19 protein-coding genes are annotated in these 19,139 nt (G+C 51.1%); 3 read left to right on the top strand and 16 right to left on the bottom strand.

Annotated elements, in window-relative coordinates; translation table 11 throughout:
• Positions 1-23: 23 nt before the first annotated feature.
• The 11 genes from MK323_12345 to MK323_12395 form a co-directional block, all read right to left on the bottom strand.
• Positions 24-872, bottom strand: coding sequence for a class I SAM-dependent methyltransferase (locus MK323_12345; GenBank protein ID MCH2482939.1), 849 nt, complete (start codon positions 870-872; stop codon positions 24-26).
• 23 nt (positions 873-895) lie between these two features.
• On the bottom strand, positions 896-1,402 hold the full coding sequence (locus tag MK323_12350) for a hypothetical protein (GenBank protein MCH2482940.1): 507 nt from the start codon (positions 1,400-1,402) through the stop codon (positions 896-898).
• 1 nt (position 1,403) lies between these two features.
• Positions 1,404-4,361, bottom strand: a complete 2,958-nt coding sequence (locus MK323_12355; GenBank protein MCH2482941.1) for a sarcosine oxidase subunit alpha family protein — start codon at positions 4,359-4,361, stop codon at positions 1,404-1,406.
• 37 nt (positions 4,362-4,398) lie between these two features.
• The gene (locus MK323_12360; GenBank protein MCH2482942.1) at positions 4,399-4,665 is read right to left on the bottom strand and encodes a sarcosine oxidase subunit delta; all 267 of its coding nucleotides are present in this window, start codon (positions 4,663-4,665) and stop codon (positions 4,399-4,401) included.
• A gap of 22 nt (positions 4,666-4,687) precedes the next feature.
• A complete protein-coding gene (locus MK323_12365) occupies positions 4,688-5,935 on the bottom strand; it encodes a sarcosine oxidase subunit beta family protein (GenBank protein ID MCH2482943.1) in 1,248 nt (415 codons plus the stop codon).
• Between the two features lie 35 nt (positions 5,936-5,970).
• A complete protein-coding gene (locus MK323_12370; GenBank protein ID MCH2482944.1) occupies positions 5,971-7,329 on the bottom strand; it encodes a Rieske 2Fe-2S domain-containing protein in 1,359 nt (452 codons plus the stop codon).
• 16 nt (positions 7,330-7,345) lie between these two features.
• Complete coding sequence (locus MK323_12375) at positions 7,346-8,089, bottom strand: aspartate/glutamate racemase family protein (protein ID MCH2482945.1); 744 nt, start codon at positions 8,087-8,089, stop codon at positions 7,346-7,348.
• A 56-nt stretch (positions 8,090-8,145) separates the two neighbouring features.
• Positions 8,146-9,045, bottom strand: a complete 900-nt coding sequence (locus MK323_12380) for an amino acid ABC transporter permease (protein MCH2482946.1) — start codon at positions 9,043-9,045, stop codon at positions 8,146-8,148.
• Positions 9,046-9,145: 100 nt separating this feature from the next.
• Complete coding sequence (locus MK323_12385) at positions 9,146-9,988, bottom strand: transporter substrate-binding domain-containing protein (protein MCH2482947.1); 843 nt, start codon at positions 9,986-9,988, stop codon at positions 9,146-9,148.
• Positions 9,989-10,103: 115 nt separating this feature from the next.
• Complete coding sequence (locus tag MK323_12390) at positions 10,104-10,856, bottom strand: amino acid ABC transporter permease (protein ID MCH2482948.1); 753 nt, start codon at positions 10,854-10,856, stop codon at positions 10,104-10,106.
• A 58-nt stretch (positions 10,857-10,914) separates the two neighbouring features.
• Positions 10,915-12,135, bottom strand: a complete 1,221-nt coding sequence (locus MK323_12395) for an aromatic ring-hydroxylating dioxygenase subunit alpha (protein ID MCH2482949.1) — start codon at positions 12,133-12,135, stop codon at positions 10,915-10,917.
• 78 nt (positions 12,136-12,213) lie between these two features.
• On the opposite strand from MK323_12395, the gene MK323_12400 reads away from it, so the two are divergent.
• Entirely contained in the window at positions 12,214-12,750 is a 537-nt protein-coding gene (locus tag MK323_12400; GenBank protein ID MCH2482950.1) for a UDP binding domain-containing protein, read from the top strand.
• A 175-nt stretch (positions 12,751-12,925) separates the two neighbouring features.
• On the opposite strand, the gene MK323_12405 is transcribed toward MK323_12400, so the two are convergent.
• Positions 12,926-13,768, bottom strand: a complete 843-nt coding sequence (locus MK323_12405; GenBank protein ID MCH2482951.1) for a hypothetical protein — start codon at positions 13,766-13,768, stop codon at positions 12,926-12,928.
• A gap of 202 nt (positions 13,769-13,970) precedes the next feature.
• Between MK323_12405 and MK323_12410 the strand changes: the two genes are divergently transcribed.
• Complete coding sequence (locus MK323_12410) at positions 13,971-14,321, top strand: hypothetical protein (GenBank protein ID MCH2482952.1); 351 nt, start codon at positions 13,971-13,973, stop codon at positions 14,319-14,321.
• A gap of 446 nt (positions 14,322-14,767) precedes the next feature.
• Positions 14,768-15,535: an amino acid ABC transporter permease gene (locus MK323_12415; protein ID MCH2482953.1), complete on the top strand. Its 768-nt coding sequence runs from the start codon at positions 14,768-14,770 to the stop codon at positions 15,533-15,535.
• Between the two features lie 7 nt (positions 15,536-15,542).
• Here MK323_12415 and MK323_12420 read toward each other — a convergent pair whose 3' ends face one another.
• The 4 genes from MK323_12420 to MK323_12435 all read right to left on the bottom strand — a co-directional run bounded on the left by MK323_12420 (position 15,543) and on the right by MK323_12435 (position 18,973).
• Complete coding sequence (locus MK323_12420) at positions 15,543-16,298, bottom strand: creatininase family protein (GenBank protein MCH2482954.1); 756 nt, start codon at positions 16,296-16,298, stop codon at positions 15,543-15,545.
• A 98-nt stretch (positions 16,299-16,396) separates the two neighbouring features.
• Entirely contained in the window at positions 16,397-16,675 is a 279-nt protein-coding gene (locus MK323_12425; protein MCH2482955.1) for a hypothetical protein, read from the bottom strand.
• A 131-nt stretch (positions 16,676-16,806) separates the two neighbouring features.
• A complete protein-coding gene (locus MK323_12430; GenBank protein MCH2482956.1) occupies positions 16,807-17,589 on the bottom strand; it encodes a transporter substrate-binding domain-containing protein in 783 nt (260 codons plus the stop codon).
• A 46-nt stretch (positions 17,590-17,635) separates the two neighbouring features.
• Positions 17,636-18,973, bottom strand: coding sequence for a Rieske 2Fe-2S domain-containing protein (locus tag MK323_12435; protein MCH2482957.1), 1,338 nt, complete (start codon positions 18,971-18,973; stop codon positions 17,636-17,638).
• Positions 18,974-19,139: the final 166 nt, after the last annotated feature.

Here is a 19,139-nt window from a genome sequence, read left to right on the forward strand (position 1 = left end):
CACAAAGTACCACACCACATCTATTATGCACTGGCGTGTACCAACCAACAGGTTCCGTTCATGTAAACCCCTGATTCCTGCCGGTAAGCTTCAAGTCCCTGAATCATATGGCGTTTAACCTTATTCAGCAACTCGGTGTCCGCATGATCCAGTAAATTCCGAATCGTACCCATTGCCATAAACATGTCTGCAGCCGATTTCACTGTCTGGCCCACACATAGTTTCTCTGTCACTGCACGCAACCGGATGTTTCGAAATCCTGCTGATTCAAGAATGTGTTTGACTTTCGATGAATCTGCCAGTGTGAACGCCCCCGGTACGTCCGGATCATGTTCGGGTTTTTGATCAGAATAAGCAGCGGCACAGCGCACTGGAAACTGATACCACTCATTTTGTTCTGGTGCTCGCCAGACAACAAATAATAGCCGGCCCGTGGTTGTCAGGCTTGCTCGCAGATTTGAAAAAGCAGCCACCAGATCACCAAAGAACATCACCCCGCAGCGTGAAATTATTAGGTCTTGGGGACAGGGAAAACGGTACTCTGCGGCATCGGCCTCGACAAAAATCACATTTTCTATAGCGCGTTCCCGTGCCGATTCAACAGCGGAATCAATCAGTTTCCTGGAGAGATCGATTCCGATAATCCTACCCCCGGTACCCACTGGAGCTGCAAATTTCAATGTCGTGGCACCGGTGCCACAGCCAATATCCGCGATTTGTTCTCCGCCGGAAAGTTCAGCCGAATCCAGCAGGAGGCGAGCCCAGGGCTCTAACAACTGATCCAGTGCTTGTTTCTGGGTGACCCAGTAGTCTGCAGAATCTGAGTTCCAGTATTTATGTTCTTCAGTATTGATCAGTGCCGCATTGTCCATGTTCGCACCAGCTGGGTGAGATGTCAGGCTCCCATTGCCCTGAAGAGCCAGTGCTCCGCATACCGTGCATAGCTCGATTCCACGATCAGTTCATAAGTATCTTGGCTGTCCAGCGGTCGCACGATCGCCGTTGTTCGGGCAAAAGCACAGCGGCAACACTGGCCAACCGAAAATTCCTGGGGATGTATATCTATGCCACAGGCTTGCTGTAACACCTCGGCTGTTTCAGATCCTCGTATTGTAATGACACTGTAATGATCAGAAACAATGATGGCTACCCCCCAACCACCGGCGGCATCGTGAGAAAGCTCACTGGCAATACGATACTCATCGGTTTCTGGCAGGATCAACAGCCATTCCTCAGGGCCCAACCACAGTACGGAATATATGTCATGGACCGTCACGGTATTCGGTATCTGAGGAATGTCTATCCCCAAGACTTCAGCAAAGCGACCCTGTGCAGTACGACCACCTTTCAGCAGTAACATGCCGCAAGGTGTTTGTTTTTCAACGGTCACATCGTAGGGCATTTCAGCTTCTCATGCGCTCGCCTTTGGCGTCGATGAATACCGGTGGTGCCACTAGCGCTTCAATGGTTCGATCCAGACCCGATACAGTGACCGTATCCCCGTGCCGGTCACGCCCATTCTTGAGGAGCGCCAAGGATATGGAGCGATCGAGATTTGGGCTAAAACATGACGCAGTGACATGGCCCAGAAAGCTGGGTGCCTCACCAACGGCCGCGGGCTCGATAATGGCACTACCTTCGACCATCACGAACTGTTCGTCCTGTGGCAGGAGTCCGACCACCTGCTGTCGGACACCACCGACAGACCGGTCTCTAACCAGACTCCGTTTACCGACAAAATCTGGTTTGTTCATGTTGACCACCCAGCCCATTCCGGCATCAAAAGGGTTGGTGATGCCATCACCTTCTGCGCCGGCTGAGATATAACCCTTTTCAATCCTTAAGACACCGCTGGTCTCCGAACCCACCGGCGTAATACCGAAAGTGGCCCCGGCATTCATCAGGGCCTCCCACACTGCAAGCCCATCACGCCGACGAACATTGACCTCAAAGCTGAGTTCACCGGTGTAACTCACGCGGGCAACTCGCGCGAATTTTCCTGCCACCTGACCTTCGCGCATCGACATAAATGGAAACGAATCGGAGTCCAGGTTGATATCAATCTCCGTTGAAACCAAGACTTCCCTGGCTTTAGGTCCGCAGACGCAAATATTGGCCCACTGACTGGTTACTGTTGTGACATACACTCTTAAGTTCGGCCATACGACCTGCAGCAACCTCACGATATGGGTATACACCGCATCAGCGGTTCCTGATCCAGCAGAAAGCAGGTAATGGTTCTCACCCAACCTGAACGTCACACCATCATCGAGCAGACGGCCGTCCTCATGCAACATCAGCCCAAATCGTCCCTGCCCAATTTGCAGGTCGTCCCAGCTATTGGTGTAGACGCGATTCAGAAATGTTGTCACATCTGGACCATGAAGCTCAAACTTGCCCAGCGGCGTACCGTCATAAATACCTACCTTTTCCCGTACGGCCAACGCCTCCCGGCTGACCGCTGAACTCATGTCCTCCTCGGGTCCAGGATAATAAAATGGTCGACGAAAATTGGAGCCCGCTTCATTCATCGATGCGCCGGCATCGATATGCCACTGGGTAATGGGTGTCGTTCTCAGCGGAAGTATCAGCGGACCGTCATGTGATCCGGCGATAACTCCAAAACTGATCGGACTGTAAGGGGGCCTGTAGGTCGTCGTGCCCACTGAATCCGGCTCAACCGAAAGTTGATTCGCGATCAGGCCTATTATATTGGTATTACTGATTTTGCCCTGGTCCGTTCCCATCCCAGCCGTCGTGTAGCGCTTGACGTGCTCTATAGATACATAGTTCTCACGCACTGCCAATTTCAGGTCACTGCTCGTCACGTCGTTCTGAAAGTCGACAAATGCTTTGGCTCTGGATGTAGTCGGAATCTCCCAAATGGCTTCTATCTGAAGTGCTGGTGTATAGGATACATCGAGCTGCGGCAGCGTCATTGGCCGCAGACCCAATGCTTCGACACTGTACCTTCCAGCCTCCAGACCTTCGTGCAAACAACCTTTGAGATCAAACACGCCATGAACAGCGCCTGCGCACAACGAGGGCTGAACGGATTCGCCCGGCACAAAACACGCAAGGCCCTGGTCGTAGACCGGCTTTGCGCCGGAATGTGAATGAAGATGTACCAGTGGGTTCCAGCCGCCAGAGTAGCAGACCACATCACACGCAAGCTTACTTACCTGTGACGAATCAGCCAGAGACACCACCTCTACACCATGCACGTTTGAACGCCCGTGAACCGCGCTGATACCCGAGGCGCTCAACACTTCTATGCCCTGGTCTGTCGATCTTTTCAACAGTTCATAATCAATCGTCTGACGAGTATCCACGATTGCGTGAATATTTTGTCCTGCCTCAACAAGATTGAAAGCAGCCTGGTAGGCGCTATTGTTATTTGTCGTGATAACGATCTGTCGACCAAGATTAATAGCGAAACGCTGTACATACGTACTTGCTGCCGAGACGAGCATCATGCCAGGACGATCATTGTTCGGAAAAACAAGCGGCCGCTCTACTGCCCCTGTGGCAATGATCACCTGCTTTGTACGCACGCGCCAAAATCGCTCACGCAGCCAGGATTGTTCAGGATTCCGTTCGACGATCGTCAGCATATTGTGATCGTAGTATCCTGCAACCGTACTGTTGGCAAGTCTACGAATATTGGGCAGACGGTCCACTTCTGCGGTGACATGCTGAACCCAGTTCACTGCGGACTGCCCGTCAATCTGCGCCGGCTCACTGAGCAGCCGTCCTCCCGGCTGACTCTGATCATCCACGATCAGAACCCGGGCACCGCTTTCACCGGCAACCAGAGCGGCGGCTAGGCCACTCGGTCCTGCACCAACGATCAGGATGTCGTAATGATGGTATCGTTTTTCGTAATGTTCAGATTCCGTTGTCTTGGGGATCTGACCCAGACCCGCAGCTTTACGGATAATGCGTGCATAGCTGCTCCATGGCCGCCACATGAAGGTTTTATAGTAAAACCCGGCGGGAATAAGCCGGGATATCCGATCGCTGACACCCCCCAGGTCAAACCGAGGCCCCGGCCAACAGTTCTGACTTTTCGCATGTAGATGATCAGTCAGGGGCAAACACGTTGCCAGCACATTCGGCTCTTCAGATGTCCCCTGAAGTTGCACCAGTGCATTTGGCTCCTCGAATCCCGCCCCCACAACACCCCGAGGTCGGTGATACTTTAAACTTCGTGCCACCACTCGAACCCCGTTTGCCAACAACGCCGACGCCAGCGTATCACCGTGGTATCCCTTGTAGTGCCTACCGTTAAAGTGAAATGGAATAACGCGATCCCGATCTATCAGCCCCCCTTTGGTCCTTCGACTGGGGTAGGCATTCATCGCAAGACGATCCGCTCAATCAGTATCAGAAAATTATTCAGGAGGTCTCTCCATCCGTTCCGGTGGAGGCTATCTCGTGTGTTACATTGTTTCTGCAGATCTCAAACCACTGTTCGCAGCCCTTAGCATGCCACCACCGTTCGACAACCCAACCTTTTTCGTTGTCGTTGTTATACATATAGTCGGTCCACTGCCCATCAGTCAGCTCCGAAGGGTCATCAGGGCGCACCCGGGATGCTTCACCACCCCAGGTAAATTCATCCTCATTGCGTGGCCCACACCACGGACAGGAAACCAGCATCATTGTTCTATGCTCTTCGACTCAATCAGTGGTTTGCCGACACACCGCCCTCGACAACAAGGTGTCCCGTACCAAACCGGTTTAGACCCAAATCCCGTGTTAGCTTATGGGGCTGGTCCGTCGCAATCAAATGTGCATGCGTCTTCGCGGCAATCGGCGTTGTCTTGAATCCGCCAGAGCCCGCAACGTCGATGTAAAACCCTGGAATATCGGTTTTAGAGATGATCGGACTGCCATCGTAAGTCATATCCAGCATACCTGCCCAATGTCTAAGGAGTTTCAACCGTTTAAACCGAGGAAAGATTTCCAGCATTGCAGAGGTTGCATTCTCAATAATCGGAAACGTGCCGCGTTGCGCGTAAGACGAATAGGGATCACATCCTTGCCCGATCACAATTTCGCCTTTATCCGACTGCATGAGATAGGTACCGAAGTAATTGCGGATGACTACTATTTCATCTAATACGGGTTTGATGGGTTCAGAGACCCATGCCTGAAGGGGCTGGGTCACTATGGGTAGCCGCAGCCCCGCCATTGCTGCGACCACACTGCCGTGACCTGCGACGGCCATGCCCACTTTCTTAGCCTTAATCGTGCCTCGGGTGGTCTCGACACCCGTAACGCCTGAACCATTGCGAAGAATTCCAGTCACTTCGCAATTCTGGATAATGTCCACACCGCGGCTGTCCGCTGAACGGGCAAAACCCCAAGCGACGGCGTCGTGCCGTACCATGGTCGCATCAGGCTGGTAAACCCCACCCACAATCGGCATTCTTGTGTCTGCCGAGGGTTCAAAGATAGGCAGTCGGCGCTTGATCTCTTCCAAGGACATCATTTCATAGCGGGCACCATAGATATGCATGGTATTGGCCATCTGAGTAGCCTGTCGGGACGCACCTGAACTTTGCAATAATGAGATCATGCCGCGCTTGCCCACCATAAGGTTGTAGTTCAATTCTTTGCTCAAACCATGGTAAAGCGCCAACGATTCTTCATGGAAAGGCACACTTGCTTCGCGAAGAAAATTCGAACGGACGGTCATCGTATTTCGACCTGTATTGCCACCACCCAACCAGCCTTTTTCCAACACAGCGACATTGGTGATGCCATGGTCTTTTGCAAGGTAGTGCGCAGCACCTAAACCGTGCCCGCCACCGCCGATGATGACCACATCATATTGACGTTTTGGCTCTGGACTTTGCCAGGCCTGCTTCCATTGCTCATGGTAGCTCAGAGAATTTCGGAGCAAGCTTAAGGCTGAGTAACGCTGCATTATCAGATTCTATCCATCACCTGCAGAGGCTGAATCTAGAGATCACCTCCAGCAAGAACCGACTTTACTCTGAGTTCTATCTCGTGACTGCGTTCATTCGCCGAAAGAAATTTGGTCTCAGATACAATCTGGCCGACCAAATTGGCGAACTTTTTCTGCCAATCCAGGTGGTCGGCTTCGCTGCCCGGGCAATGAACAATCACATCGCCTGCCATCGTTGGAATGTGTCCATCTGCATTGACATCCGGCCGCGTCGGTTCTATTCCCTCCTGGAGGTTACGAATCGCCTGCCTGAGCATACGACGATAACGAGCGACGCCACCGTCGGTATTCCCCCGATGCTCGCCCTCATGTTTCGTTATTGTCCCTTGCGAGACCTGAGCTTCATAATCACCCGGCATTCTCTGACCTTCTTCATAACTTCGTTCATCCCCTGTTTGGCCAACAAAATCGACTTTATTCAAACCGACATTAGCCCGACTCCCCTTTCCATCTAAATCAAGATCATCGCCAAAGTGCCGCCAGGCAATGATCTTGCAGTGCGTATCGTCTACCGGCAACGTCCACTTGGTAATACCGACTCTCGGAAAAAACTTCTCCCGATCTGGATTCTGGTAAATATCAGGTGGCTGTGCCGTGGCCGGCAAAAATATCTCGGCGGTACGCACCCACATGTAGTCTTTCCATCGTCTTGCATTGGTCAAAAATAGACCGATGTCATCGTTCATGGGATGCCATTCAACAATCGGCAAGGTACCCCAGGCAGTATTAAAGTGTGCCCGCGTTACTCGGGTATGCAAAAACACGCTATGAAACGGATCCATCGGATTTTCGGCAACCTGTAGCCAGTTACACGGGTAATCAATCGCGTAAGGCACCATGTCGTGGTCAGCAATGCTCATGGTGTCGAGATGCAGGAAAGGCGGCTTCTGCTCCGGGGGACCCATATAGGCAAACACCAGTCCGTTGTGCTCTATTACGGGATAGGCGCCATGACAGACACGTTGGGGAATTGTGCTGTTTTTGGGTTCACCCGGCACCTCGAGAATTCGCCCGTCAATGTCAAACAGCCAGCCGTGGTAGCAGCAGCGTAGGCCACGCTCCGCTGGAATTCCATATTCGAGTGATGCGCGACGATGGCTGCAGTGTTTATGCAATAAACCAAGGCGACCCGACAGATCTCTAAACAAAACCAACTCTTCACCAAGCACCTTGATTAATAGGGGCAGATCTGTGACCTGCTCAACCATCGAGACAGGCCACCAGAAACGCCGCATGTACTCCCCGCATGGTGTACCAGGCCCAACGCGGGTCAACTCTTGATCGTCGGCTGGTGTTCCAGTTTGGTAATACCCACCGTAGGACATTGGTGGAGGTGTCATCGAAACTGTCATGCGGGTGTCCCGTACTCTAAAGAATTCCCGTATAACGTCTTTGCACGACAGAACAGTAAATCATGTCAATAAAACCGATGTAATCGAATACCGGGAGATTTACGACATCCTGAATATCAGCTGCAAACGTGGGCAACTGCGAACATTCCAGCAACAAGGCCCCGATGTCTGGAAATCGTATAACTGCATTCCGCACAATTTCCACAAGCTCTCTTCTCTGGAGGTCGACATCCAGGGTTATTTGTGTACCACCCATATGAGTCGCAAAAAATTCAGTAGAGGCTTCCATACCGACAATGTGAACAGGCATATCTAACTCAATGCCTACTGCAGTCAAATAGTCGGACACGAGCAAACGCTCAGATGCCGTAATGATGCAGACACTACGGTCACTTCGGATCATCCTAACAATCTGAGGCACCATCATTAGCGGCGATGTAAACACCGGAATATTCACGGCATCAGCCAGTATCTCCTGCACCACAGAAAAGAAACCACAGGCCGTCACCACTGCTCGAACGCCGTCATCCTCTAAAGACTTAACAGCATCAATAATTTTCTGGATATCGGCAGGAACAGCACGGTTTTTATCCCATGGTGTCGGCGTATCAAACAACCCTTCGATCACCTTTAGCCGTACGGGATAGTCATAGGTACTGGCATTCGCCACGTCACCAGGAAGGATAGGGTAACGACGACCGTCAAACAGGGCGATACCAATTGCCTCACCGTAATACTGTTTCCCCCCTTTAATAACCATTGTCCTTTTACCTCTCACCGCAATTTATGCGCACATTTAAGCGGTAGTCAAATAGATCACGCGCGATAAACAGACAGGCGTTTCTCTAGGCGGCCGAATAACCAAGCCAACAAGTAACAAATGCAAAAGTACATAACGGCAACGAAAATCCATATTTCAAACACGTATTGTGTCGAATACGCGACCTCCTGAGCGAGGAAAGTAAGCTCCTGAATAGAAATCAACGAGACGAGTGAAGAATCCTTGATCAGAGTGATGAACTGGCCTGCCAACGGCGGAACCATACGCTGTACCGCTTGCGGAAGAACGATCCATCGAAGAACCTGGAATTGCGAAAGACCGATTGACTGGCCCGCCTCGATCTGACCACGGTCGATTGATTGTATGCCAGCGCGAACGATCTCCGTGATATAAGCGGCCTCAAAGATGGCCAGACAAATTATCCCCGAGATAACATTTGAGAACAGTTCGGGCGGACCTAAGGCCATTTCCAGAAAAACCAGCGTTGTCGGGGATGCCCGGACGGAGATCTCGTCGATTCCCAATATCGGAATCAATTGCGAACTGATAAAGAAATAGAAAATAAAAAGAAATACCACAGGCGGCATATTTCGAACAAATTCGACGTACAACCTGCTGACCATCCTCGGGAAGAGGCGCTTGCTCGTGCGCATCACGCCCATGATGACCCCGATTAAACTGGCCAGTAGTAGTGACCAAACTGCGAGCCTGAAAGTCGTAAAAAGCCCCTTTAGCAGAAGATTGGGTGCATATCGGCCAAGCTCTTCGTCCCACCGTAGGATGTAATCGGGGATGAACCCCCAGTACCAGTTATAAACCAAGACTGTGTCGACCCGGTACACGACGTACACAATAAAGCCGATGACAGCCGAAATTACCGCGATATCGATCAAGTGGGTACTTCGAATACGGATCGAGTATTTACTGGTTCTCATGATGAGATACGCCTATCGCTGAATAGATGGGGCGATTTAACTGTTGAAACGCTTAGACAAAAAGGTCGGGGTCCGGCTATGAGCCGGACCCCTTATACAATCACTTCTTGAGATCTACCTGATCCGACCAGTCCATGGTCGTGAACCAGTACTTCCAAGTCTTATCGAGCCAACCATTGCTCGTATTAACCATGATCCAGTTTGAAAAGACATTCAACGCATCAGGATCACCTTTCCGTATCCCGAATGACTCATCGCCCTCGGTCAGCTTTTCGAGCGTCGGATTAAATAGGACGTCGGGATTTTGACCCTGCCAGAGAGTGGGTTTTGGAAAACTTGTCAAGACAGCGTGAGCGTTACCGTTGACGACTTCCTGGAGAACCAGTGAACTGTCATCAAACTGGCGCAGCTTCGCTTTCGGGAACAATTCCTGGGTATCAGTACAGGAAGTCGCGCCACGGCGACAGGTAAACGTCACCTTTGAGCTGTTGTATCCCTCTGGCCATGTAAGATCACCTGCCAATTTTGTGTTGGCTACGATTCCCATTCCAGAGTGGGCATAGGGTCTACTAAAGTTAATGGTTAGATTTCTCTTTGGCGTGACACTCATACCACCAATAATGACGTCAAAGTTACCAGCAATTAACGCTGGAATGATGCCTGACCATGCTGTGGGCACGAATTCAATCTCGACACCTAAGTCCGCAGCCAGCTTGGTCGCGACATCGATCTCAAAGCCGATGAGATCGCCTGCCTTATTCCGCATGGCCCAAGGGACAAATGTCGCCATACCCACTCTCACTTTGCCACGCTTCATAATCGTTTCGATTACGCTCTCGGTGGTCAGTTGCAGTTGAAGTTCACCAGCCATCACAGGCGAAGCAATCAACAAAAGTCCAAGCATAAAGGTAATGCCCGCTATCAGTTGTTTAACAGGACGCATAATAGTTTTCTCCTTGTTTAAAGTAACACGTCACAACCCCACACAATGTGTGGCCCTTTTTCCAGCGCGCCTCATGATGCGGTCGGCGAATTTGATGGGCAAACCAAGACCCCCACTAAACCGACTGTTTCATGTGACGTTCCAGAAAACCAATGAGTATCGACAACGTAACTGTTATCGACAAATAAATCACCGCTACCAATAACCATATCTCAAAAGCCATGAATGTTTCCGAAATAATATCCAACCCCGCTGTTGTGAGATCAAACACAGCGATGACACTGACAATTGCGGAGTGCTTGATTAGGTTAACAATAATGCCCGCCAAAGGAGGAAGCATAATCGGTATTGCCTGGGGCAAAATCACATAAAGATAACCCTGCCCACGGCTCAGCCCTACGCTGTCGCTTGCCTCCCATTGCCCTTTGGGCACCGATAAGATACCCGCCCGCATGATCTCCGAAGCAAATGAGCCCTCAAAAAAAGAAATGCACAGCACTGCGATCCAGAAACGATCCAGTTGCAGTATCGGCCCGAGGATAAAATAGAATACGAAGAGCTGGATTAGCAACGGTGTGTTGCGGACGATTTCCAAGTAGACGGTCGCCAGCAATCTACCGGAAAAAGATCCCGACAAGCGCAGAAAAGCAGTGATCAGCCCAATGAACAGCCCCAGCACGATGCTGTATCCTCCAATCTCAAGAGTCACAAACAACCCATCGACGAGCGGACCCCAGATCAGTTCTCCGTCGATCACTTTGTAGAGGTACTGAGGCACTCGGTGCCACTGCCAGGCATAGTGCATGTTGGCGGCACCCTGCAGGGTTATCCATACCAGACCACAGGTGAAAACAATGAACTGGATCACATCAAACGCTCGACTCTTCCACCATTTTGGGGAACTCGAGCGACCAATTTGTTGAGTTTCAGGTCGAGTCAATGTGGTTTGCCAGCCAGTTTTGGAAATAACGAACATTCTGTTCCCAGGTCGTTGAAAACTTGACATCATTGGCAATCGGGGACGAACGGGCTTCCTGCTGTAACTCCATACAGCGGTGATCTTGCGGGCGAATTCCCCGGCGATCCGTTAACTCACGCGCAGGACCTAACCAGCGATCTAGAACTTTATTCACCGCGCCTTCGAAACAAATTTCACCCATCACTCCTGGCGCAAAAAACCAAGCCATCCTCGCTTGGGTCACCCCTGGAGCTATGGGAACGTAAACGGCTGGAGCGTAAGCCATAGATCCGATAGTCACTGTGGTGTTAGGCAATACTGCATTTGCAGCACTCGTGTGTCCGTCAGGTTCCCACTTTTGGGGCAGTGAGGGCAGATAACCACTTGAACCTTCAACCGGTTGTGGTATTGGCGGTCGTCTATCATTTGTCCGCAACATCATAGTATTCCCTTCCGCAATCATATCGGTATACGGCTCTCCACTATCCAAATCGACTTCATCCGACATTTTGTCAAACACACCGTCGTGAACCCAGACGTGGTGATAGACCTCCCAGTTTTCCATGACCAGCTTCCAGTTGGCTCGGAAGTCCCATGTCTGGCGATGACCGATCTCGAGAGAGTCAATGTCTAAGTGGGCAAGTTCTCTATCCATTGGTTCGAGATAGTCGGGCAGACTGGCTGCTTTACCGTCTATGTTAATGAATACAACATGGTTCCAAACGTGACTCCGCACAGGAACCAAACTATTCTTCAAGGGATCTACCGGATTATCCCTTGATCCAGCTGTACCATCCCAGAATGGCGTTGCAATCAGACTTCCCATTAGGTCGTAGGTCCAACCGTGATAGGGACACTTGAAATTGGTCAGTCCCTCGCAAGGCTTGTCAAGAACAATTGTTGCTCTGTGGCGACAGACATTCTGCAGGACTCTAATATTGTCATCGTCGTCCCGAACAAGAATCAAGGGCAATCCGTGAACTGTCAGGGGTACAGCGTCACCGCGCTTTGGTACGTCAGTATCAAATGCAATCCCCACCCAAGTTTTAGGGAACAACCGCTCTTGTTCGAGTTCAAAAAATGTTTGGCTGGTATAAACGAAAGCGGGTAACCCCCGAGCTTTATCTAGGACTGGCTCTCGAAGCGCTCGCAATATTTCCGGCTGAAATATTTTTCCCCCGTTACTCATCCTGAATTTTCTCAGTCGCAGGTGCAAGTTTTGCACCTGGCCCGCCCCCGTTAACTGGTTCAGTTTAGATGTTAGTGCATGACCTGCCTTTGGTCCATCGGGACGATGGTTTCCGGGGCTGGCATCGAGGAGCCCTCGTTATTTGTAGAGCCGGGAATCTTTGTGGTCCGTCCAAATCAGACGCTCTACTTCGCCATAGTCCAGACCATGCCGTTTGCGAGACCGAGTTTCGGTAACATCTTGAAGGCTATCGACTCTGTGATTGCAAAAGATTATCCGGCCAGAGGAGAAGTCATGTTCAATCGCATAGAGCACTACTTCGGTGACCAGTTGGGTAACTGCAAGATCGTTGTCTGGGGTTTGGCGTTCAAAGCCCTCACCAACGATGTACGCGAGAGTCCGGCAATTACGCTCGCCCAGCGACTTATTGGGGCCGGGGCGTCTCTGGAGGTCCACGATCCCCAAGCCATGGAAACCGCCAAAGCCGTCCTGGGCGATAAGCAGATCGAATACTGCCAACACATGTACGACCCGCTCAAGGACGCAGACGCACTGCTAGTCTGCACTGAGTGGCAGGAGTTCCGAACACCGGACTTCGCCAGGATGCCGAGCTGATGGCAGGGGACGTAATCTTCGACGGAAGGAATCTTTACGACCTGGAATGGATTACCAACAGGCCGTTTCGCTATTACAGCATCGGGCAGCCAGCGGTCAATCCGAAATAGAAGGCAAAGGCCTGCAGTATGAAGATCCTGCCAACGGAGTAGCGTCGCGCGTAAGAGCTATAGATTTACGCCACCGAAAAGAGGTCGCGCGCCATAGCCTTGGTGTGCTCGTTGTAGAAAAGTACCGTGTCGGCTTCGGCCGACGTTGTCGCCACGGTGATCGCATGCTCGCCGACTATTGTTCCATCGCCGTGAATGGTATTGGCGGGTGTATGCAGCGCATACCCGTAAGGGATAGTGAACGCGGTGAAGTTGAACTCGTCGGGTGAGACTCTTTTGCCGATTGTTATGTAGCCACCGCAATCGGGGGACAGAGGTGCATGAACATGCGGGAAATTATGAGTCTCGACAAAATAACCGCCGCCTCCTGCTAACTCGGTTAAAAAGTCTTCCTGATAGTTTTTACCGTAACGGTATTTCGCCAGTACCATGTCGAACTCGTCTGACAGAAGTTCGAACGCCTGGTCGTTCTCAACCAGCGTAAGGCCGTAGTACATGACGTTTTCCTTGCTCGCTGTCACGACCGGGATGCGAAAGCCGTCTGGCACTAAAATCGCCCCCAGTTCATAGAACACGTTGGCATTGCCGCCCGCCTGTACGTTGACGTAGGCTTTACGGGCATCTTCAGGTCTATACCATGCGGCCTTGACCGCCACCATATCTGGTTTGTCACAACTGCTGCTCTCTGCGGGAGACTGGCCAGTGGTGTGAACGAGTATCTCGGTTTCAGCGAGCACCAGTTTCCAGTTTGTCGTTCCTTGCTCAACGAACGCCAGGCCACCATCGGTCCTCAAGACTTCGTCATCGTCATCCCGTACCGAAAAGCGGGAAATGATAATGCTCTCAAATATTTCACGGGATTCTTCCGTCAAATCGAAGTAAATGGGGCGCCCTTGAACCTCGGTCATACTGTTTTCCGCTGCATGAACAGAACCCGATTATAGCCTTCCCGCCCGGTACGAATGTCCGAACGACCACCCCGTATCTTCATTCCCAAGATCAGCAGTTACATCAGCCAGTTGCAGCCCTTCGGTCAATCAATCGGTAACAATTTATTAAGTTTTTGCTTTAGTCGAACAGTCGGAACCAGAGAAACTTGGTCAATGGCGAATGAAAGTCGCAGGAACAGTGGAAAAAATGGTGGGCACGACTGGGATTGAACTTTCTCTAAGGGTCTTGGGGTTACTTTTAGCTTGGAAACATAAAGCGTGTACACACACTCACGCATTATTTAACGTCTGGGAAGTAAAAGACTATGATTGCGTTATGACGCGATTTGGAGTCAATCAGATGAAATTATTATTGTTTGTAGCTGCTCTACTATTTGCGTTTCCAATTAATGCCTATGATGAAAACGATCTAAAAAGGTTTAAAGCGCTCAACAAATGTCCGGGTTGTGAGTTGAGCGGGGCGGATTTCACTCGTAGAGATTTCAGCTATGCTCAGAGAAGATCTCACTGACGCAATAGTCGGGGTAACAGCTACTGGCCCGGCGGCCTGCTATCCTTCAAAACGTTTAACGCGTATCACTTGGCGTCAGCCCCGAATTTTAATCCGGCATACGTACTCCAGCCCGGAGAGCTGTATTTATCATTCAAAGACATGGTGATGATTGATCTTAACGACGGTGAGGATCCGGAGATTAGTCAATCCTGGATAATTGCCCGGCATTGACAATTGTTTTCGTTGGCGTCTGAACAATCGATACAGGTTTCGGCCCTCGAGATAGCGTTCTGTGCGATCATAGCGATTGTGTGCAGATCGGAGAAGTCGGCTTGCAATCGGGTGACCTAATCTTTTGCCAGACAATCTAGAAGATCGGCCTGATTCGCAACAGCTCACATATAGCCAGGTCGGTTGAGGCTGTCTGGAATGTTGGTAGTGTCATTGTTGTTTAGGGGAAACGAATGAGTCGCGGGAAATTAATCATCGCTAATCTAGTGCGCTGGCTAACGTTGACAACCGGGGTTATTTGTTTGACCGGCTGTTCAGGCAATTTTGGTTGGTATGTCATCTCACCGACGACAGATCAAGGAATCATCAACATCAAGTTTCTGCTCGGCGGCCTTAAATTTACCATTCTGCTGTCGGTGACCGCGATCGTAATAGCAATTGTTCTTGGGTTGTTGATTGCGCTACCTGGGATCTCGAAGAATCGACTCGCCAAAGGCATCAATTGGACTTATGTGGAACTGATTAGGGCCATACCTCTCCTAGTCATGATTCTTTGGGTCTACTACGGCTTGCCGCAGGTGGCCGGTATCTCAATAAGTGCTTTCGCGGCAGGCGTTTTGGCGCTCTCGATATCAGATTCCGCATTTCAAGCCGAGATTTTTCGTGCAGGCATCCAATCTATTGAACGGGGGCAAATCGAAGCCGCGAAAGCGCTGGGGCTGAACTATTTCCAGAGTATGCGATTCATCGTGTTGCCGCAGGCTATCCGGCGCATACTCCCACCACTAGGTAACCAGCTAATTTATATGCTAAAAATGTCCTCGCTTATTTCTGTAATCGGGATGCAGGAACTCACCCGTCGGGCAAACGAACTGGTGGTTACGGAGTACCGGCCACTGGAAATCTATACTTTTTTGCTTCTGGAATACCTTGTGTTGATTCTGATCGTGTCGTCGGGTGTGCGCTGGCTGGAGCGGCATCTGGCGATTGATGGATACTAGGCGTTCTTCAATTAGATTCAGCCATCCATGATTTGAACTCGCCAATTAAGGCGCTTGCCGCTGCTGCAATCAGGGCCTCACCGTGCTCAATACTGGCGAGTTCCGAATGTGAACCCACCCGGCCGTCAGGAAAATCACGCGCGTGTTCACTCGCGGGGCCGTGAAAATCTCCTGTGTGATCCCGGATAAATTCTTCACTCAATGGTGCGGGTGGCAGATGGCTTGGTGACTCAACCACTCGTACGCTGGCTTGGGTGATTGCAACCTCAGAGGGTGTGCCATGCATGCCCTCCCAGTGGCCGTAAAGTTCCTTCCGTATAGTGTCTACTGTGGGATATTCCCACCAGCTTCGCAGCTTGACCTTTGGTGCTCGGTCATCGAGATCAAGATATAGATCGTGCACTGCACTGCGCATGGGAGCCAGATTGGCACCATGGCCGTTCAATACATAGATGAACTGAAACTTCTGTCGATGTAGTGATCGAAGAATGTCCTCAAACAGTTGAGCAAATGCTCGCGCCGTCACCGAAACCGTACCGGCAAAGTTCATATTGAATTGAGCTGGTGTGTAACAAAGAGTCGGCGCAACCAGCATTGTGGATTCTGTGGCTGCCCGTTCAGAAATAGTGGTAACGCAAAGCGCGTCTGTGCCGATCAGGCCAATGGGCCCGTGTTGCTCTAGGGAGCCGGTTGGCAGAACGATGCCCGAACACTCTTCGAGATAATCGGCAACTTCGCGACTGGTTGCGGTTTCAAGTTTCAAGTTATCTTGCTCTCTTGTTTAGAGTCAATCCAGGCCGCTACCGTAGCCCGGTTGTTATCAACCACCTGTTGAATGACTTGGTCTTAATACAGAGCAGACTACCATGCCTGAAGTTTTGCTGGAAGTTCGATTGCTTTTCCCAGTGCTGCGGACAAGTCCTGGGCCATGAACAGTGTTGTCGGATGGGCGCAATCGGTAAGACACAACTGCTCTGCCCACAGATTGGGTGCTGGATCCACCAAGTTGGCCAGCCGTGAGAGGCAGTTTGTTAGAACTGACACCGCAGGGTCGACTCGATTGGCGTCCGTCTCACCGATAAATCCAAACAGAACTCTTAGCGCGGGCTCAAGACGAGTATCGTGATACCGAACTTTCACACAATAAGTGCTTAAGGGATGCGTGTAAAAAACATCAAAGACATGTTAAATTTGCCGTCGGTGGCCGGCCAGAAATAAAAAAGCCCGCATGGCGGGCTCTTTTACATATTTTCAAACGAAGCGGCGAAGTCCTATAGTCCCCACTTGGCGCTCAGTTTGTCAAAAAGCCCACGAGCTTTTTGAAGGCTTATCCAGTGGTTGACATAGTTGATCCAGACCTGATCTGCCTGTGGCAAAAGGATCGCGAGCGGTGTACGAGCTCTTGCGTGACCTACTGGCACGATCATCATCTGGGGATATTTGCCAATAAGTTTATAGGCTGCAATGTTTGATGTGATGTGTACGTCAGCCCGGCCTGATAATACTTCTGAGAAGTCAGTTGCGGGTGCTTCGACGATTGCATGCTTAGCTTTGGGAAAGAACGACTTTACATATTGCTCTTGGGTGGTGCCGAGGATTGCGGCCACAGTGACACCTTCCTGGTTGATATCTTCCCAGCCGTTAAACCGGTCAGCGTTCTTTTTAAGTATCAGCGGTAACTGACCAACATCAACATAAGACATCGAGTAACCCGCAACTTTTGCGCGCTTGGGGTTAACGGAAGCTGACCCGGTCATGTGGTACTTGCCGGATGTGACGCCAGCAACCAGTGTTTTCCATTCGGTCGGAACGTACTCAATTTTGACGCCAAGATCTGCTGCCAATGCGGTGCTGACATCGATATCAAAACCCTTATACGAATTGTCAGCAGGGTCGCGCATCGTCATGGGGTCCCAATCCCCCGTGGTGCCAACTTTCAGGACGCCTTCTTTGAGTATAGTGTTGAGTAGTGAGTCTTGAGCTTGTGCCGTTTGCATTGCGGCCAAACCGATGAGGCAGGCCAGGAACAAAACGTATCGTTTAAACAATTTCATTGTTGTCTCCTTGGGTGAATCTATATAGGTACGTCTAGTTCGTAATTTACCATGAGGTGGAGGGCAGAAATTGTTTACATCGTTGTTCTACGGCTCGTGCTCTGTCCTGGTGGCTCAGGTGACCACTGTCAAGAATTGTAGCTGCAATTTTGCGACCAAATACCCGGCGCTGTGACGCGTCCAATGTGATAGGATAGACGGTGTCCTGGGTGTAGGTTGACACCCACCCTTTATAACCCCGAGGGGGCTGAGGCGGATCATTGCCCTGCGCCACGTTACGGACATGCTCCCTTAAGAGTTGTCTTAAACGAGCGACGCCGCCGTCGGAGCTTGCCAGGTTCTCATCGGCGTGGATCGCGATCGGACGTTGCGAAACCTGCGCTTCAAAATCACCCGGCTGTTGCTGGCGTTCATGGTAAGGGCGCTCATCTTCGGTTTGACCGATAAAGTCGATGCTTTCTTTACCGACCAGAGATCGGTCACCCTGATTCCGCGGATCGGTCTCGGAGCTGAAATACCGCCAGCCAATGGTACGGGTTGCAAAGTTGTCGATCGGCACCATCCAGCGCAGAATGGCGATACGCTGAAAGTATTTTTCGGTTTCAGCCTCTTCCCAGATCGCGCCGGTCTGATTAGCGTTAGGCAGGATAGACTCGACCGTTCGTGCCCAGGTGTATTCGCCGACCTGTCGAGTCTGAATGTTGATCATCCCAGCGGAACTCGTCTCATATTCAATGATCTGGTCTACACCCGAGGCCACACCAAACTGCACACCGCTCGAATGGGTATGCAGATGGAGTACATGAATCGGGTCTTGGGTGTTTTCATAGACCTGCAGCCAGTTGCACGGTGTGGTCAGAGAAAACGGGATCTTTTCCACACCAGGAAGATGTTGTGTATCGTACTCGGGGAAATCAGGTCGTTTGTCCGGTGGGCCCATGTAGGTAAACAAGATGCCGTCTTTTTCCGTCACCGGATAGGCACCTTGGACCACTTGTCTGCAGATTGGGCTGTCGAGTCGCTCGGAACCTGCTCGGATCAGCGTGCCGTCAATGTCGTAGTGCCAGCCGTGATAGCAGCAAATGATCCCGCGCTCCGCGACAATGCCGTACTCCAATGACGCACCTCGATGGGCGCAATGTTTGTGCAGCAGTCCAACGCTGTTAGATTTGTCTCGAAACAGGACCAGTTCTTCACCCAGTATCTTGACCACCAGTGGCAGGTCACCCAGTTCGCTGGACATCGCAACCGGTTGCCAGAATCGTCGCAGGTACTCCCCGCCGGCTGTACCGTGATCGACATGGGTCAGTTCCTCGTCCTCACTTGCTTGTGATTGATGGACATAGCCCTGGAAGCCAGCAGGTCGTTCAGTTGGTTGGTTCATGGCAGATGTAGCATCGCATCATCTCGATAGAATGTTTAACCCACAGCCATCAGTTGGAGCCTGAGTTGACGGTAGATTAAAAGGTCGCCTCGATCCGGTCAAGAACCGGGTGTATTGCGATGGACCCAGCGTTCACCGTTCTGATCTTCGAGTGTTTCTTTCTTCC

This window comes from Gammaproteobacteria bacterium, assembly GCA_022450155.1.
GTDB lineage: Bacteria > Pseudomonadota > Gammaproteobacteria > Arenicellales > UBA868 > REDSEA-S09-B13.

Bases quoted from the DNA above. Each gene is read 5' to 3' on its own strand.
- MK323_12345 (MCH2482939.1), bottom strand. From the start codon at position 872: ATGGACAATGCGGCACTGATCAATACTGAAGAACATAAATACTGGAAC.
- MK323_12350 (MCH2482940.1), bottom strand. From the start codon at position 1,402: ATGCCCTACGATGTGACCGTTGAAAAACAAACACCTTGCGGCATGTTA.
- MK323_12355 (MCH2482941.1), bottom strand. From the start codon at position 4,361: ATGAATGCCTACCCCAGTCGAAGGACCAAAGGGGGGCTGATAGATCGG.
- MK323_12360 (MCH2482942.1), bottom strand. From the start codon at position 4,665: ATGATGCTGGTTTCCTGTCCGTGGTGTGGGCCACGCAATGAGGATGAA.
- MK323_12365 (MCH2482943.1), bottom strand. From the start codon at position 5,935: ATGCAGCGTTACTCAGCCTTAAGCTTGCTCCGAAATTCTCTGAGCTAC.
- MK323_12370 (MCH2482944.1), bottom strand. From the start codon at position 7,329: ATGACAGTTTCGATGACACCTCCACCAATGTCCTACGGTGGGTATTAC.
- MK323_12375 (MCH2482945.1), bottom strand. From the start codon at position 8,089: ATGGTTATTAAAGGGGGGAAACAGTATTACGGTGAGGCAATTGGTATC.
- MK323_12380 (MCH2482946.1), bottom strand. From the start codon at position 9,045: ATGAGAACCAGTAAATACTCGATCCGTATTCGAAGTACCCACTTGATC.
- MK323_12385 (MCH2482947.1), bottom strand. From the start codon at position 9,988: ATGCGTCCTGTTAAACAACTGATAGCGGGCATTACCTTTATGCTTGGA.
- MK323_12395 (MCH2482949.1), bottom strand. From the start codon at position 12,135: ATGAGTAACGGGGGAAAAATATTTCAGCCGGAAATATTGCGAGCGCTT.
- MK323_12400 (MCH2482950.1), top strand. From the start codon at position 12,214: ATGACCTGCCTTTGGTCCATCGGGACGATGGTTTCCGGGGCTGGCATC.
- MK323_12405 (MCH2482951.1), bottom strand. From the start codon at position 13,768: ATGACCGAGGTTCAAGGGCGCCCCATTTACTTCGATTTGACGGAAGAA.
- MK323_12410 (MCH2482952.1), top strand. From the start codon at position 13,971: ATGAAAGTCGCAGGAACAGTGGAAAAAATGGTGGGCACGACTGGGATT.
- MK323_12415 (MCH2482953.1), top strand. From the start codon at position 14,768: ATGAGTCGCGGGAAATTAATCATCGCTAATCTAGTGCGCTGGCTAACG.
- MK323_12430 (MCH2482956.1), bottom strand. From the start codon at position 17,589: ATGAAATTGTTTAAACGATACGTTTTGTTCCTGGCCTGCCTCATCGGT.
- MK323_12435 (MCH2482957.1), bottom strand. From the start codon at position 18,973: ATGAACCAACCAACTGAACGACCTGCTGGCTTCCAGGGCTATGTCCAT.